Below are 12270 nucleotides of genomic sequence, written 5' to 3'. Positions count from 1 at the left end.
TCGGTGAGCCAGTCCCAGGCCGCTGCGGTCAGGCCGAGCCGGAGCTCGTGGTCATCGACTGCGACGGCGATGAGGTCAGCGTCCTTGCGGGCCAGGGCGAGCGCGAAGCGCGCCGGACCTCCCCGACGTGCAGCGGCGAGCCCAGTTGCTCCAGCAATGGTGCGCATCGTTCGACCAGGGCTTTCGGGCCGCCCACCAGGATCCGCAAGCGTCCTGACGCGGCCTCGGCCACGCTGCCGAGCACCGGCGCGTCGAGCAGTCCCGTACTCGTGGGCAGCGCCTTCATGAGACGGGTCACCGACGCGGGCGAGACCGTCGACATCTGCACGACCACCGATCCGGGGCCGATTCCGGCGCCGATCCCGTGCTCGCCTTCGGTCACCGCCAGCAGTGCCTGCGGGTCGGTGACCATCACGATCACCGTCTCTGCCCCGCGTACCGCGTCCGCCGGGCTCGCCCCGACAGCGGCGCCCGCCTCCTGCAACGCCGCCACCCGCTGCGGCGAGCGATTCCAGACGATGATCCGGTATCCAGCGCCCAGCAATCGGCGGGCGATCGGCGCCCCCATCGCGCCGAGTCCGATGACAGCTACCCGTTTCACGCTCATGTCCCCTCGATCAGCCTTGGCCTCGAACGTAGGGGACTACCGGACCAGGATTAAGATCCAGTTCTATGCTGAATTCTTGGTCCAGTTCCCAGCTCGACCTGCATATCGAGCTCGGTGCCACAGGCGGGCGGCGATCCGGCCTGGAGTCCGCGCTGCGGGCGGCGATCCGCCAGGGGCGGCTGGCCGCGGGGACGCTGCTGCCGTCCACCCGTGGGCTGGCTCAGGAACTCGGACTCTCGCGCGGCACGGTCAGCGCCGCCTACGACCAGCTTGTCGAGGAGGGCTACCTGACCACACGGCCGGGATCGGGCACCACCGTGGTCGAGGTACCGCCATGCGACCCCGTCCCCGCACGCCCCGCACCGGCACCGACGATTCCCCGCCACGACCTTCGCCCCGGGCTCCCCGACGTCAGTGCCTTCCCCACCCGAGCCTGGCTCGCCTCCACCCGCCAGGTTCTCACCCACGCCCGCCCCGAGGTCTTCGGCGCCGGAGACCCGCAGGGCCGGATCGAGCTGCGCAGCGCGCTCGCCGACTACCTGGGCCGCACCCGCGGCGTGATGACGACCCCCGACCGAATCGTGATCACCTCCGGCTACTACCAGGGTCTGGGCCTGCTCTGCGGCGTGCTGGCCGCCGGCGGCACCAGCACCGCGGCCGTTGAGGACCCGGGCCACAACGTCTTTCGCGACGTCGTCCAACGCGCCGGGTTCACCACCCTCGCCCTGCCCGTTGATTCCCACGGCGCCCGCGTGGAGGCCCTGACCCAGGAGGTGGGAGCCGTGTTCCTCACCCCCTCGCACCAGTACCCGACCGGCGTTCCGCTGCATCCAAGCCGCCGTCAGACCCTGTGCGCATGGGCGCGCTCCACGGGCGGCCTGATCGTCGAAGACGACTACGACGGCGAGTACCGCTACGACCGCCAACCCGTCGGCGCCCTCCAGAGCATCGCTCCCGACCAGGTCGTCTACTGTGGCACCGCGTCCAAGACCCTCGGCCCCGCCCTCCGCCTGGCCTGGATGGTCCTACCGCACCACTTGGTGCCACCGGTGGTGCAGGCCAAACAGAAAGCAGACCTGTACACCGAGACCCTGGGCCAACTCATCCTCGCCAACCTGATCACCACCCACGCGTACGACCGCCACACCCGTGCCGCCCGCCTGCGCTACCGCCGCCGTCGCGAACTCCTCCTTGACCGCATAGCCGCCATCCCCCGCCTTACCCCCCACGGGGTCCCCGCCGGCCTGCACACCCTCATCACCCTCCCTTCCGACGGCCCCACCGAACAGCAACTCCTGACCAGTTGCGCTCGCCACGGCCTCGCCCTACGCGGCCTCACCGAACTCCACCACGACCCTGCCGACCGCCCCCAGGGCCTGTTGATCGGCTTCGCCGCCTCGTCAGAACACGCCTACCCGGCCGCCCTCGACGCCTTGTTCACAACCTTGACCTCCGACAGAGCTGGTGCACCTGCCAGTGAAGGGGCCTACGTCAGCGCGACTTGATCCCAACCGCATGAGGACCTACTCGTCTCGCGGACGGCTCCATCCAGCAACGCGGAAGGGCGCGCGCCCGCGCGTGCGCGAGAAGATGCACCTAAGCGACTCGAAGCGACAGGACCGGCCGTGAGCGGTCAGCCCCAGAGCTGGACCGTTCGCCAAACTTCTTGAACGTCGCGCGGCCGTCCCCGGCTCGACTCCGTGACGACGGTCTGGCCGTTCGTCCGGTTGGTGCGCCGGATGACCCACTGTCCGCCTTCGCCGCACAGCTCGTACTCGACTCTGCCCATCGTGACGAACTCCAGCACGCGGGAGCGCTCGACGCGCTCGATGTACGGGGTCCACTCCAGGCCGACGTGAGCGGCGGTCATTTGGATTCGCCGGCGTCTGGAGTGACTCGCTTGAGAAGATCATTAACATTCGTGATCGCTACGAACATGACCGTTTCGCGAGCTCTCCAGATGAGAAGTTCCCAGTGTTCCGCGCTGATCTCCCGGCCGCTGTCCGTGTGCTGACCGCGCCACGTCCCGCCATCCTCCCGCCAGACCTCGAAGCCGACGATCGAGGTCTGGGTTTCATACTCGGGCTGATCCATTACGCCTCGCCTCGCTCACCTGCTCTTGTCGTGGTGTCAAGAGTATGCCTAGTGCGCCACGTGCGCTAGGTGTACTACGTGCGCCGCTATCGCCACGTGAGGCAGATGTCCCTAGCGTGATCACGTGGCACAGATCGAGACCGAACAGCCTCGTTGGCGGCAGGTGTACGCGGTGATCAGCGGACGGATCCGCTCAGGGGAAATCGAAGTCGGGGAACGCGTCCCGTCGCTCGTGGACCTGACGGCAGAGTTCGGCATCGCGAACGCCACAGCACAGAAGGTCGTCCGGCAGCTTCGCGCGGACGGCTTGATCCGGACAGAACCAGGCATCGGCTCGAAGGTCGCAGACCGCGAATACTGGGAATCGGAGACCGCTTAGTGCGGCTAGAGCGCCCTGCGAGGCTCGGATCCAAGCCGCTGCCGCGCCTGGGTGATCGCCTGTGGAAGCAGTCTCGGCTCCCCGGCGAGGAGCGGTAAGTGGTCCGCACCGAGTACTACGACGACCCTGACGCCCCCGAGCCTGGTACCGTCGAGGCATAAGCCCCGGTTTTGCCTCTGCATCGCACGCAGCCGGGGCATAGCTATGCCCCGGCCCCCGGGCGCCATTCGTTCAGCCCGCAGCCCGCCGACGTCGACGTAGCTCGCGTGCGGCCTGGGCGCGCAGTTCGTCGAGCAGCATTTCACTCCTTGGCTGCGGTGCTGCCTGTGCTGGCTGCGGCCGTGTCCGCCGCCTTGAGAAGGGACTGCGACTGGTCGAGGACGAGCGCCTTTGAAGATCCCGCGCCGTCACCTGGACAGCGCCTGACATGCCGTCCGCTGTTCGACAAATACTGCACGCCGCTAGTTCTCGTGCGACGCTAGGTGCATGTTCGGTCACAAACGCCAGGGCTTCTACTTCCGGCCGAGCCGACGGCGCTGGTTCTGGCACCGGCCCATCCATGCGTTCGCTGATGACCCGCTGGCGGAACGGGACGAGCAGGTGTGGCGGGTCGCCTGGTGGCAGGGCGGCTGGGGCGTCTGGCCGGCCGACGCTGATCCGATGGCGGCCGAGCCCATCTACACGACAGAGAACATTCCGCAGGCCGACTCGGACGCGGCCTGCTGCTGGGCGGCAGGCGTTGTGCCCGCGCACCCCCGCCTGCACATCTCGTGCTCGCACAGGGGCGACCCAGCAGCGCCGTTCATGTGAGCGGCTCGGAGTTGTCGCAGTCCACGCTGGTACTGCTGCTCTCGTCGGTGACTTTGTAGGGGCTGCCGTCGATAAATGTGCCGGAGATCGACGCTCGGGCGCGGTACCAGCCATCCCGACACGGCCGCGACAGCAACGGGTAGGAGTAAGCGAGTCCGGGCAGTTCGTTGTAATAGTCGTAGTTGACCTCGTACCAGTCGGCGAAACGACCGTCCTTGTGGTCGATGGCGATCCTGGCCATGAACGTGGTGATCACCTCCTGGTCGCACCTGACGCGGAGGCTCGCTCGGACACGGGGTTCGGCGGTGCCGACCCGGACGACGGTGAGCTGTCCCCACGAGTTGACGCAGCCGTGGCGGCCTGCGGGGTGGGTGGTGCTGCTACCGCTGCCGCAGTTAGCTGGTGTGGTGGCCAGGGTTATTGCTGTGGCGATGACGGCGGCGTGTTTGGTCCACACGGCGGGTCTCCATGGATGGTGGGTGGTCCGTCGTCTGGAACGGTAGTCGCATCAGACACGTTGTGTATTTGATAATTTACTCTCCGCATGCGGGTTTGTGTTCGAATGCGGGCGTCGCGGCGGCCTGACCGGCATCACCACCACGGGCGTCGGCCAGGAGGCGGCCGCGATGCTCGGACGTCCCCTCTCTACAGGGATTGTGGTCCGGAGCCGGACTGGCTTTGTCGGGGATCTGCTGGTCCGCCTCGATGAGGCGATCTACTCGCGCGACCTACCTGGTCGAGGGCACTCCTATCGCGACCGAGCGCAAGGTTCAGGGCGGCATCTATGCCACGCTGACCAAGGCTGGCCATTTCCCCTGCGACTGCCGGTCCTGCGACCCGGCCAAGACGAGCCTCGAGAGCTGATCAGCCGACGACCACGTCCAGGAAGATCGGCCTCTTGGTGGACAGCAGTTGGGTCCCGGTCCCGTCGGTCATCTTCCAGTAGATCTTGCATCTGCCGGGGGAGTCCGACGCACGGACGCGTACCGCGATGTCGACGGGCTCGCCCGGTTGGACCGCGCGGATCTCGACCCGTTTGGGGGCGCGGCACGGGGTGTCGTTCAACCGGGTGAGATAGCGTCCCCGCCACGGGACGGTGCCGGTGTTCCTGATCCGCCAGATCTTCGTGAACTCCGTCCCCGTCTTCACCACCGTGCCGTCCGGATGGGTGACGTCCTGCTCGAAGGCGGAATCGTCGTAGGGGGTGGCGGCCCGAGCCGGGGTGGCCTGCGCGGTGGGCTTGTTCTTTCCGGAGAGCGGGGCGAGCCAGGTGAAGAGGGCGGCACCGGCGGCGATCGCGACCGCCGCGATCATGGCTGCCCTCCTGGCAAGAGGACGCCGGGCTCGGCGTTCGGGGTGCTCCGCCATACGGACGCCTGTCTCGATGTGCCCGGTACGGGTCTCGTCGAGAAGAGGGTCCGCATGGCCCTCGGCGGTCTCGCTAAGTACGGCGGCGCTCGCGGCCCGCTCCCAGTGGGCTCGCCACTCGCGCCTGGCCTCCTCGGTGTCCTGTCCCAGCCGGTCGACGGCGAGGACCCGGACGAACTCCCACGTCGTCTCCCAGGTCGGCAGCACCAGCCCCCGGGCGGCGGCCGCCAGCGAGGACTTCGAGGCCGCCGCGCCCATACGGGTCGACATCTCCGCGAAGGACGGGTCGCCCGCCTCCGCCTTGAGCTCCCACAGCCGGTACGCCAGAGCCGCCACCGGGCCCGCGGCCGGTTCCGGCCGGACCGGCTTTCGCCCAGGCCGCGCTACCCTGCCCGTCCACTGCGGGCCAGGCTCGTCCCCCTCCGAGCCTGATGTCCCCGGCATTTCCGGCATCTTCACCTGCCCTGTCCGGCACCGTCATCCGGCCGTGCCGACGACCCGGCATGGCCTGTGCCACTTGAGAGCAAATGAGATTACCTGGATTGTCCGAATACGTCCTGAATTCTGCGGTTTACTCGGGTGCCTTGGTCATTCACCTGCGCATGCTCGGAAGCCGTACTCCGCCGCGAAGGACCGCAGCGCCTTCTCGTTCTTGTCCGGTTCCAAGGACTGCTCCACCACCTTCTTCGCCTCGCCCTCCCTGCCCGCGCGCATCGCCGACTCCGCGCGTCCGCTGAGTTCGCGCAGGCTCGCGGTCAGCGCCCTGGCGGGCACGACGAACCTCTCCCGCACCCGCGGGACGTCACCGCCGGGCGGTGCGATCGCTTCTATCGCGGCGATGGTGCTGGTCATCGACTCCGATGCGCGGCGCAGTTCGTCCACCTCCTCGCGCAGGTTCGCGGGTGGCTCCTCGCGGAGATCCGACTGCCGGGAGGCTGCTTCACACACCGCGTCCACGGCGGCGATGTACTGCTTTTTTACGTCCGCGTACGGTTGCTCCTCCGCCATCGAGACCGTCGCCCACAGCACCAGAGCCAGGGCCGGCACCACCCCGCCGACGATCACGAGCCACGCAGGGACATGCCTTCTCTCACGCGATCCCATTCGCCGCTCACTCCTTCGGAAGAAGACTTCTGAAGAAAACGCCCTTGGCGCTCGCGAGCGCCAAGGGGCGAAGTCCGGCCGAGCTATGTCCCAGTCTCAGCCCGGGATCAACACTCGATCCGGCGCTCCTGCGTCCGCTTGTACAGGGTGGCCACTTCGCTGCCACGCAGGAGGGAGTAGAGATGCACCTTCGTCTGGTTGCGGTAGAGCTGGCTACCGCCGGAGCACTTCCACGAAGGGGTCGTCGTCACGGTGAACGCCTCCCTTCCCTTTTTCACCTCCGAGGTGGCCTTCGTCCGCCAGATACCGAGCCCGCGATACTGCTGGAGGCTCGTCTTGACCACCGCCCGGCGACCCCACTCGCCCTTCTCGCAGTGGACCTGCCTGCTGGTGGTGATGCGGTCGCCGCTCTTGTACGGGGTTATTATCCGCTGCCAGCCCTTGCAGCGGTCGTGATAACTGATTCCCAGGAAGGACTTCGCCGACCAGCCCGGCGCCAGGACAGCCGAGCTGTCCGCGACGGCGGTGACGCCCAACCCTGCCGACGCCGACGCCGACGCGGACGACCCCGCCATAAGCGCGGTCGCCGTCAGCCCGACGACGAGAGCCGCTCCGGTAATCCCTTTTCGTCCGATCATCGGATCTCCTTTCAAAGAAATCCTCTGTACTTTCCGACTCGGGAGTCCCCGATCAGCCGCGTACGGCGATTCAGTGGAATATCCGTAAGCCTGCCGATGGCGCCGATGCCGAACACCGGCGCTGGGAACGGCGCTACTCTGACCGTCAATGCCCGACAATGGCAAGCGATCTGCCACGTCCAATCATCCAAGCATTGTCCAGAGATATTAGGACAATCAAATTAGCAGGTCAGGAACCTGGGACGGGGACTCAACGCGGCAACGGAATCTTTCCCGGCCTCGCACGATCAGTGCCCACGCCGAGCCCCCTTGAGTGTCGCAGCAATTGTGGCATTCCCACGATTCGGAGTCGACGGGAAAATCGGGCGGGTATGGCCATGGCCTGGTGTTTCGCTAATTGGTCGAGCCGCCGCCGGCCCCCGCAAGCGTCGGCGGCGGGTGATCACTGAGCAGGCGGGCCCCTCCGCCGGCTCGCGCGCGGATCGGTGAGCGACTCAGTCCCGACGCGTGGGCAGTTCTGGGCGTTCGTCGGTCCAGCCGATCGCCTGGTACGAAGTGGAGAGACGCAGCTCCGCCTGCCGCCCGTTCGCGAGCTTGGTGGTGTTCGTCCTCACCTCGGCAAGAAGCAGGCCGGTGCTGGGATCGACCACGAGCTGAACCTTGGAGAACAGGCCCGGCTCTATCTCCTCCTGATAGGTGAGCATTTGCCCGCGCCTGCCCAGCGGATCTGTCATCTCCCCCTCGGCCCGTATACCGGGCAGAGACGCAAGGATCCGGTACGAGGATGCTCGAGTCTCGGGCGAGGCGGGCAGGGTACTGATGATGTCTACACAGTTTCGGAGAAGGATGTACGCCCTCGCCTCCTCCATGTCCATCCCGGATCCGGCCAGCTCCAGTCGGCCGATGCGCTCTTCCAGGTAGCTCCGGAGCGTCTCGGGCTCGCCCGGGATCGCGCGTATCTCCTTCCAGGTCAACGATTTCCCTGCCAGGTCACCGACCGTCTTCCAGTAAAGCCGTTCGGCGGTTCGTTCACCTGCCGCCGCCTCCAGCGGCTTGGATGGGACGGAGAACAGGTTCTCCGTCTTCATGTTCTTGGGGTATCGCCAGCTGGTGGGTGCCCCAGCGGCCCGCCAGGCCGCCTCGTCTCGCGGTGTCGCGGGCTTGACGCCGAGATCCTGCCAGATGCGCCAGCTCCGCAGATCCGACCGCTTCGCCAGCCATACCTCTGCGGAGCGTTCTCCCTCGAGCACATAGCTGCGCATGGGGTCGGTCAGCATCCACCGGGTGACGTGCGCGGTGCGCCAGTAGCCGCCGCTCGCAGGGGCCTTCTCCATGGCGACGGCAGCAGCGAGCAGGATCTGCCGGGCGGTCGGTTCGGCCGTCGCGGACACCGACGCGTTGGGCTGAGGTGCGACGGAGATCGTGCTGTCGGACCACATCGCGGGGGCGATGACCGCTACCGAGGCGGCTGTGGCAAGGCTCAGTCCGGCGGCGAAGCTCACCGCGAGCCGCCGTCGTACCTTCAGGCGGGGCCGCGCCGCGGCCACCGGTTCCCGTTCCTCGGACATGATCGCGTGCATGAGCGTCCGCGCCTCTGGTGCGGACGCCTCTCCGGCGAGGTCCTTGTCGTGCACGCGGGCGAGATCGGTGAGGTTCACAGTGAGCTCCCTTCCAGAGCGACGGCACGAGGATGGTCGATCCCGGCTTTCGCCAGCTCCCGGGCGAAACGCTTGCGGGCGCGATACAGCCTGATCCGCACGGCGTTGCGGGAGACGCCGAGCATGCGGGCGATCTGCCCATGGTCGAGCCTCTCCCAGGCGACCAGGGAGAGCAGTTCCCTGTCGTCGTCGGTCAGGTCGCGGAAGACCCGTCCCATCTGCGAGATCTCGTCCTCCGGCGGGCGGGCCAGCGCGGGGGAGGCGGCGAGCCGATCACGCAGGGCCGCCGTACGCTGCTCGTGGCGCCGCTCGCCGCGCCGGTGGTTGGCGAGCACCCGGCGCGCCACGCCGTACAGCCACAACCTTGCCTCGTCGCCCTCGGGCAACTCCTCGATGCGACGCCACGCCGTGGTGAACGCCTCGGCCACCACGTCGGCGGCGTCCTCCGGCTGCGGGCAGCGACGCAGGACATAGCCGAGTATGGGCTCGTAGGCGGATTCGTAGATCTCCACGAACCGGGTATCGGGATCGACTCCCATCCGGTCTCCTTAACTGGATCATCGGTCATCTATGTCCATGTCCGGAATCCTGGAGGCATTTCTGGAAGGTGGAATCCCGTTCGTCTTGCTCAGTTGAGATAGAAGAGGTGCTCGACTGGGCGATCGGGGCAGGAACGGCACTCGAAGAGGTACACACTGCCTCCGCCCGACACCATCAGGCCGGGCGGGTTCTCCGCGGCCGCGGCTCGTTCGGACTCCGAAAGGTAGATCTCCGGCCCGCTGTCGTCGTCGGGCCGGTCCTCCACCGGGAGCCAGGTCTGCCAGGACTTCCCATCGAACTCCTCATAGGCCACGGTCAGAAGATGGTGGATGGGCTGTCCGCACCTCTCGCAGCTGAACGAGGTCGTCGAGCCGTTCCAGCCGCGCGGATGACCACCGACCTTGGTTCCGGGGGCGGTGCTCAGGTGGTAGAAGTAATCCCACCCGGTGGTCTCCTCGGACCGGTGCAGCCGGTCGTCGATCTCGTTGTGCAGTTCCTGCGGTATGTCGTCCCAGTCGGGGTACTCCGTCACCTGCTCTGGGTGCACCACGCAGGGGATGGGAACGTGACCCTCGGGAGCGTCGGAGGGTTCCGGGGGCGTGCCGAGCACATGGCGGACATCTGCCGCGTTCCTCCAGCGCACCTGCGGCAGGGGGCAGCGCTCGTAGGGCTCATCCCCGTGGTTGAACGGGCACCATAACACTTGGAGCAGATCGCTTCCCGGCGGGAACGGCACACCAGGCGCGTCCGCCGCGTAGAGCTGCACGACCGGCACCATGGGCACCACGGCCTCGTGGCGGGTGGCGTCCTCCAGACCATCGTCGTTGTAGTGTTCCTCGGCGCACCACGGCCACGGCTCATCGGCCGGCCACTTCAGCGGCCCCCCGACGGAGCTGTCCTCGTACGACGGGACTCCCGCACGCGGATGCAGCCGGAGCGCGTTTCTGCTGAGCGGCTTCAGCTCGGGAAAGAGTTCCTCCACGGCTACCGGCCGAGGCGGAGTATGACGGGCCATTGCTCACTTCTCCGATGACGTTCCGTTCCGGACGCGAGGACCTTACCGGCCGGCTCCGACACAGTCCGGTGCACTGATGGCGCCGCCCCCGGTTGTACTTGTGCACTAGCGACTACTCATGTTTTAGTACTCATATGCGAGCAACTCGCCTTTTCATTCTCGGCGCCCTGGCCGACGGCGGCCCCATGCACGGGCACAAGATCCGAACCGCTGCGCAACTCGACCGGGTCGAGCTGTGGGCGGACATCAAGCCCGGATCGCTGTACGGCGCACTACGCCGGATGGCGGACGAGGGCGTCGTCGAAGTGGTCCGCACTGAGCAGGAAGGCAACCTCCCCGCCCGGACGGTGTACGGGATCACCGACAAGGGCCGGACCGAGCTGGTCTCGGTGATCAGGTCCGTCCTGGCCGACACCGGGCTCCGGCCGGATCCGATCCAGCTCGTGCTCCTGCACGTCAGCGAGATCGGCCCCGATGAGTTGCGGACGGCTGCCCAGCAGCGACGCGACTCGTACGCCACGCAACTCGACTTCTGGCGCAATCTGCGCATCGAGGCCAAGCCCTACCTCACCAGGCTGGAAGCCATCGCCTTCGACCAGACCCTGATGCGGCTCGAGATGGAGGTCACCTGGCACGAACGCCTGCTGGCGGAGCTCGCTGACATGGCCGACAACCCTGACGGCACGGGCTCGCCTGGTAGCGCGCCCCTTACCGGAAAGTAGGAACTCCATGTTGTCTCGGCGCTTGAACGTCGCCGTGATCGGCGGCGGCATCGGCGGGCTCTGCCTGGCGCAGGGCCTGAAGCAAGCCGGCGTGCGCGTCACCGTGTACGAACGCGACCGCACGGCCGACTCGCGACTCCAGGGCTTCCGGCTGAACATCGAGCCGACCGGGAGCATCGCCCTGCACGCCTGCCTGCCACCCGCTCTGTGGGAGCTGCTCGTGGCCACCGCGGGCGATCCAGGGCCCGGGATCGGCTTCCTCGACGAGCGGATGCGGCCACTCATCCTCATCGGGCAGAACGGCCCAGAGCATGATCCGCTCGACCCCACCACCAGCGAGCACGCGGTCAGCCGCATCACCCTGCGCAAACTGCTGCTGGCCGGCCTGGACGACGTCGTCCGCTTCGGCAAGGAGTTCACCGGCTTCTCCCGGGCGGACGACGGGACGGTCACGGCGAAGTTCACCGACGGCACCACCGCGACCGCCGACGTGCTCGTCGCGGCCGACGGCGCCAACTCCCGGGTATGGGCGCAGCTCCACCCGGCGGCCGACCGCACCGCACTTCCGGCGATGGCGGTCGCCGGCAAGGTGTTCCTCACCGAGGAGAACCGCCGGTGGCTGCCGGAGCGGCTGCTGGCCGGCCGGAACGTCTTCTGGCCGCGCAGGGACTTCCTGTTCACCGCGATCTTCCGCAGGCGCGAGGACCCTGCGGCGATCATCGCCAGACTCGGCGACCGGGTACGCGCGCTCGGGCTCGATCCGGAGCACCTGCTGGCGGACTCGCGCGACGACGACTACGTCCTGTGGGCGTTCATCATGCACCGCGACTCCCTCCCGGCGAGCTTCACGTCGAAGGCTCAGGACGACCCGGCCGCGGTGCGGGAGTTACTGGCCGAACGGACGGCCAGGTGGCATCCCGACCTGCGGCGCCTCGTCTCCGCCTCGACCCCGGACACTCTGTACCAGACCGGGTTCAGCGCCGCCGAACTGCTCGACCAGTGGGAGACCGGCAACGTCACCGGGCTCGGAGACGCGGTCCACCACATGCCCCCGGTCGGCGGGCTCGGCGGCAACACGGCGCTGCGCGACGCGCACCGGCTCTGCGCCGCGCTCACCACGGCCGACCGCGGCGAGGAACCGTTGCCGCAGGCGTTGCGCGCGTACGAGGCGGACATGCTGCGCTACGGGTTCGAGACGGTCCGCGAGGTCGTTCGCAACACCGAAGGCGCGATCACCAGAAGCGCGCTGAAGCGATCAGCGGCGCGATGGTTCTTCCGGACCTGCGGGGCCGTCCCGCCCCTCGGACGCGCGGTGTTCGGGGAGCGCTGAGTCCG

The 12270-nt window shown here is 67.8% G+C and carries 15 protein-coding genes and 1 pseudogene; 6 read left to right on the top strand and 10 right to left on the bottom strand.

Annotated features, from left to right (window positions below):
• Positions 1-28 precede the first annotated feature (28 nt).
• Positions 29-616: pseudogene (locus AB0F17_RS11545) on the bottom strand (NAD(P)-dependent oxidoreductase); the annotation flags it as partial.
• Between the two features lie 56 nt (positions 617-672).
• Here AB0F17_RS11545 and AB0F17_RS11540 point away from each other — a divergent pair.
• Complete coding sequence (locus AB0F17_RS11540; protein WP_358020058.1) at positions 673-2112, top strand: PLP-dependent aminotransferase family protein; 1440 nt, start codon at positions 673-675, stop codon at positions 2110-2112.
• Positions 2113-2240: 128 nt separating this feature from the next.
• Here AB0F17_RS11540 and AB0F17_RS11535 read toward each other — a convergent pair whose 3' ends face one another.
• Together AB0F17_RS11535 and AB0F17_RS11530 are read right to left on the bottom strand one after the other, a co-directional pair.
• Positions 2241-2477: a hypothetical protein gene (locus AB0F17_RS11535; RefSeq protein ID WP_358020055.1), complete on the bottom strand. Its 237-nt coding sequence runs from the start codon at positions 2475-2477 to the stop codon at positions 2241-2243.
• A complete protein-coding gene (locus AB0F17_RS11530) occupies positions 2474-2701 on the bottom strand; it encodes a hypothetical protein (RefSeq protein WP_358020052.1) in 228 nt (75 codons plus the stop codon). Before AB0F17_RS11530 ends, AB0F17_RS11535 begins: the two co-directional genes overlap by 4 nt.
• 124 nt (positions 2702-2825) lie before the next feature.
• Between AB0F17_RS11530 and AB0F17_RS11525 the strand changes: the two genes are divergently transcribed.
• Both AB0F17_RS11525 and AB0F17_RS11520 read left to right on the top strand, forming a co-directional pair.
• Positions 2826-3080, top strand: a complete 255-nt coding sequence (locus AB0F17_RS11525; protein WP_358020049.1) for a winged helix-turn-helix domain-containing protein — start codon at positions 2826-2828, stop codon at positions 3078-3080.
• 486 nt (positions 3081-3566) lie between these two features.
• Positions 3567-3890 carry a hypothetical protein gene (locus AB0F17_RS11520; protein WP_358020046.1) on the top strand — a complete coding sequence of 108 codons (324 nt, stop codon included), beginning with the start codon at positions 3567-3569 and terminating at the stop codon, positions 3888-3890.
• Here the strand turns inward: AB0F17_RS11520 and AB0F17_RS11515 are convergent.
• A complete protein-coding gene (locus tag AB0F17_RS11515) occupies positions 3883-4347 on the bottom strand; it encodes a hypothetical protein (protein WP_214640872.1) in 465 nt (154 codons plus the stop codon). The two genes, AB0F17_RS11520 and AB0F17_RS11515, sit on opposite strands and share 8 nt — an antisense overlap.
• A 248-nt stretch (positions 4348-4595) precedes the next feature.
• Here AB0F17_RS11515 and AB0F17_RS11510 point away from each other — a divergent pair, with 248 nt between their 5' ends.
• On the top strand, positions 4596-4754 hold the full coding sequence (locus AB0F17_RS11510; protein ID WP_358020043.1) for a hypothetical protein: 159 nt from the start codon (positions 4596-4598) through the stop codon (positions 4752-4754).
• On the opposite strand, the gene AB0F17_RS11505 is transcribed toward AB0F17_RS11510, so the two are convergent.
• The 6 genes from AB0F17_RS11505 to AB0F17_RS11480 all read right to left on the bottom strand — a co-directional run bounded on the left by AB0F17_RS11505 (position 4755) and on the right by AB0F17_RS11480 (position 10213).
• Complete coding sequence (locus AB0F17_RS11505) at positions 4755-5702, bottom strand: NBR1-Ig-like domain-containing protein (protein ID WP_358020040.1); 948 nt, start codon at positions 5700-5702, stop codon at positions 4755-4757.
• A gap of 144 nt (positions 5703-5846) precedes the next feature.
• Positions 5847-6362: a hypothetical protein gene (locus AB0F17_RS11500; protein WP_358020037.1), complete on the bottom strand. Its 516-nt coding sequence runs from the start codon at positions 6360-6362 to the stop codon at positions 5847-5849.
• A gap of 107 nt (positions 6363-6469) precedes the next feature.
• Positions 6470-7000 carry a hypothetical protein gene (locus AB0F17_RS11495; RefSeq protein WP_358020035.1) on the bottom strand — a complete coding sequence of 177 codons (531 nt, stop codon included), beginning with the start codon at positions 6998-7000 and terminating at the stop codon, positions 6470-6472.
• A gap of 494 nt (positions 7001-7494) precedes the next feature.
• Positions 7495-8658: a CU044_5270 family protein gene (locus tag AB0F17_RS11490; RefSeq protein ID WP_358020032.1), complete on the bottom strand. Its 1164-nt coding sequence runs from the start codon at positions 8656-8658 to the stop codon at positions 7495-7497.
• The gene (locus AB0F17_RS11485) at positions 8655-9197 is read right to left on the bottom strand and encodes a sigma-70 family RNA polymerase sigma factor (RefSeq protein WP_358020029.1); all 543 of its coding nucleotides are present in this window, start codon (positions 9195-9197) and stop codon (positions 8655-8657) included. Before AB0F17_RS11485 ends, AB0F17_RS11490 begins: the two co-directional genes overlap by 4 nt.
• Before the next feature lie 89 nt (positions 9198-9286).
• Positions 9287-10213 carry a DUF1963 domain-containing protein gene (locus AB0F17_RS11480; protein ID WP_358020024.1) on the bottom strand — a complete coding sequence of 309 codons (927 nt, stop codon included), beginning with the start codon at positions 10211-10213 and terminating at the stop codon, positions 9287-9289.
• Between the two features lie 134 nt (positions 10214-10347).
• Between AB0F17_RS11480 and AB0F17_RS11475 the strand changes: the two genes are divergently transcribed.
• Both AB0F17_RS11475 and AB0F17_RS11470 read left to right on the top strand, forming a co-directional pair.
• Complete coding sequence (locus AB0F17_RS11475; protein ID WP_358020021.1) at positions 10348-10935, top strand: PadR family transcriptional regulator; 588 nt, start codon at positions 10348-10350, stop codon at positions 10933-10935.
• Positions 10936-10957: 22 nt separating this feature from the next.
• Positions 10958-12265, top strand: coding sequence for an FAD-dependent monooxygenase (locus AB0F17_RS11470; protein ID WP_358020018.1), 1308 nt, complete (start codon positions 10958-10960; stop codon positions 12263-12265).
• Positions 12266-12270 lie beyond the last annotated feature (5 nt).

Origin of the sequence: Nonomuraea sp. NPDC026600, assembly GCF_040638335.1 — a bacterium.
Classification (GTDB): Bacteria; Actinomycetota; Actinomycetes; order Streptosporangiales; family Streptosporangiaceae; genus Nonomuraea.
This window is presented reverse-complemented; position numbering and strand designations above follow the sequence as displayed.

Bases quoted from the DNA above. Each gene is read 5' to 3' on its own strand.
- AB0F17_RS11540 (WP_358020058.1), top strand. From the start codon at position 673: ATGCTGAATTCTTGGTCCAGTTCCCAGCTCGACCTGCATATCGAGCTC.
- AB0F17_RS11535 (WP_358020055.1), bottom strand. From the start codon at position 2,477: ATGACCGCCGCTCACGTCGGCCTGGAGTGGACCCCGTACATCGAGCGC.
- AB0F17_RS11530 (WP_358020052.1), bottom strand. From the start codon at position 2,701: ATGGATCAGCCCGAGTATGAAACCCAGACCTCGATCGTCGGCTTCGAG.
- AB0F17_RS11520 (WP_358020046.1), top strand. From the start codon at position 3,567: ATGTTCGGTCACAAACGCCAGGGCTTCTACTTCCGGCCGAGCCGACGG.
- AB0F17_RS11510 (WP_358020043.1), top strand. From the start codon at position 4,596: ATGAGGCGATCTACTCGCGCGACCTACCTGGTCGAGGGCACTCCTATC.
- AB0F17_RS11505 (WP_358020040.1), bottom strand. From the start codon at position 5,702: ATGCCGGGGACATCAGGCTCGGAGGGGGACGAGCCTGGCCCGCAGTGG.
- AB0F17_RS11500 (WP_358020037.1), bottom strand. From the start codon at position 6,362: ATGGGATCGCGTGAGAGAAGGCATGTCCCTGCGTGGCTCGTGATCGTC.
- AB0F17_RS11495 (WP_358020035.1), bottom strand. From the start codon at position 7,000: ATGATCGGACGAAAAGGGATTACCGGAGCGGCTCTCGTCGTCGGGCTG.
- AB0F17_RS11485 (WP_358020029.1), bottom strand. From the start codon at position 9,197: ATGGGAGTCGATCCCGATACCCGGTTCGTGGAGATCTACGAATCCGCC.
- AB0F17_RS11480 (WP_358020024.1), bottom strand. From the start codon at position 10,213: ATGGCCCGTCATACTCCGCCTCGGCCGGTAGCCGTGGAGGAACTCTTT.
- AB0F17_RS11475 (WP_358020021.1), top strand. From the start codon at position 10,348: ATGCGAGCAACTCGCCTTTTCATTCTCGGCGCCCTGGCCGACGGCGGC.